At 63.4% G+C, this 1,035-nt stretch carries 2 pseudogenes; one reads left to right on the top strand and one right to left on the bottom strand.

Annotation, left to right across the window (positions count from 1 at the left end):
- Positions 1-492 (top strand): annotated as a pseudogene (locus DBR24_RS28795) (porphobilinogen synthase); the annotation flags it as partial.
- A 128-nt stretch (positions 493-620) separates the two neighbouring features.
- Here DBR24_RS28795 and DBR24_RS34250 read toward each other — a convergent pair.
- Positions 621-1,035 (bottom strand): annotated as a pseudogene (locus tag DBR24_RS34250) (FAD-dependent oxidoreductase); the annotation flags it as partial.

The raw sequence follows: 1,035 nt of genomic DNA, 5'->3' as shown, positions 1-1,035 counted from the left end.
GACGTGATCGCGCCGTCGGCGGCGATGGACGGTCAGGTGCGGGCGATTCGTCAGGCCCTCGACGCGGCCGGCTTCACGCAGATCCCGATCATGGCCTATTCGACCAAATTCGCCTCGGCCCTCTACGGCCCGTTCCGCGAGGCCGGTGGCAGCGCGCTGAAGGGCGATCGCAAAAGTTACCAGATGAACCCGATGAACCGCCGCGAAGCCCTGCGCGAATCGCTGCTCGACGAGCAGGAAGGCGCCGATGCACTGATGGTCAAACCGGCCGGTGCGTACCTGGACATCATCCGCGACATCCGTCAGGCCTCGCACCTGCCGCTGGCGGCGTATCAGGTCAGCGGCGAGTACGCGATGATCAAGTTCGGCGCGCAGGCCGGGGCGATTGACGAGGACCGCGTGGTGCGTGAAAGCCTTGGCGCCATCAAGCGAGCGGGTGCGGATCTGATCTTCACCTACTTTGCGATGGATCTGGCGCTGGCCGGGATCTGACAAACACCGAAGTGCCCTTGTGGGAGCTGGCTTGCCAGCGATTGCGGTAGCTCAGTCAACGTTGATTTTGACTGTGCCGGCCTCATCGCTGGCGAGCCAGCTCCCACAGGTTTTTGGGTGTTTTTGGGTCAGGGGCAGGCGAAATACGGCCGGATCCCGTGATCGCGAAAATAGCGTTCGATCACCTTCGGATCGGCGCTGTTGTCCGCTATCGCCACATAGGTGTCCGGGCGCAACAGATAAAATCCGTTACGCCCCAACCCCGCTGTTTCAAACGCCGGACGCCAGTCGAACACATGCAGCGGCAGATGGTGTGCGTGGCACCAGGCGATCATCTCGTCGCTGGTGTCGCCGTACACGTGCACCTGCCAGCACGGCTGCCGTAGTGGCTCGTAATTATCGCCTTCACCGTCATGCGCCCACGGCAGGCGATCGCCGCCGTGCACGTGGCCGGCCACGCCCTGGCTGAGCGGCATGCCGCGGTAGTTGAGGGTGACTTGCGACACAGTGCGAAAGAGAAATTCGCGGCTGGCCTCGAACGCC

The organism is Pseudomonas sp. HMWF006 (genome assembly GCF_003061205.1).
Lineage (GTDB): Bacteria > Pseudomonadota > Gammaproteobacteria > Pseudomonadales > Pseudomonadaceae > Aquipseudomonas > Aquipseudomonas monsensis.
Note: the sequence above shows the minus strand (reverse complement) of the source record. Positions and strands in the feature narration are given on the sequence as shown.